Here is a 652-nt window from a genome sequence, read left to right as displayed (position 1 = left end):
GACGAGGTGGAAATCGGCGAGCGTGCTGGCGTAGCGCTCGTAGTCTTTGACGAGGCGGCGGAAGCGCGTCGTCCAGGCGAAGGAGTGCTCGACCACCTATCTGCGAGGCAGGAGGACGAAGCCGCGTTTGGCTTCGGGCAGCTTGACGACCTCGAGTTCGATGCCGTGCTGGCGGGCGGCGTTAGCGGCGCGTTCGCCGGTGTAGCCCGCATCGACATAGGCGAGGTCGACGCTGCCGCCGGTCTCTGACTGCACGGCCTGCGCGAGTTGCTCGACCTGGCCGCGATCCTCGGCGTTGGCTGGGGTGACGTGCAGGGCCAGCAGATGCCCGAGCGTATCGACGGCGAGGTGCAGCTTGGAGCCGCGCTCGCGTTTGGCGCCGTCATACCCGGCGCGCTCGCCGCTCTCGGGCGTCGAGCGCAGGGTGCGGCTGTCGAGGATGGCGGCACTCGGCTCGGCCTTGCGGCCGGCGGCCAGGCGGAGGATGGCGCGGAGGTCGCTGGCCAGGGCTTCGAACACGCCAGCGGCCAGCCAGCGTTGGGCCTGCTGGTAGACCGCCGCCCAGGGCGGCAGGTCATTGGGCATGGCGCGCCAAGGAATGCCGTTCCGGATGACGTAGCGCAGGCCGTTGAACAGCTCACGGAGCGAGTAC

The 652-nt window shown here is 69.8% G+C and carries 1 pseudogene; it reads right to left on the bottom strand.

Going from position 1 to position 652, the window contains the following annotated elements:
• A pseudogene (locus tag LH62_RS00225) lies at positions 1-652 on the bottom strand (IS5 family transposase); the annotation flags it as partial.

The organism is Belnapia sp. F-4-1 (assembly GCF_000802185.1).
Lineage (GTDB): Bacteria > Pseudomonadota > Alphaproteobacteria > Acetobacterales > Acetobacteraceae > Belnapia.
The sequence above is the reverse complement of the archived record's forward strand: the minus strand, read 5'-3'. Positions and strand labels throughout refer to the sequence as shown.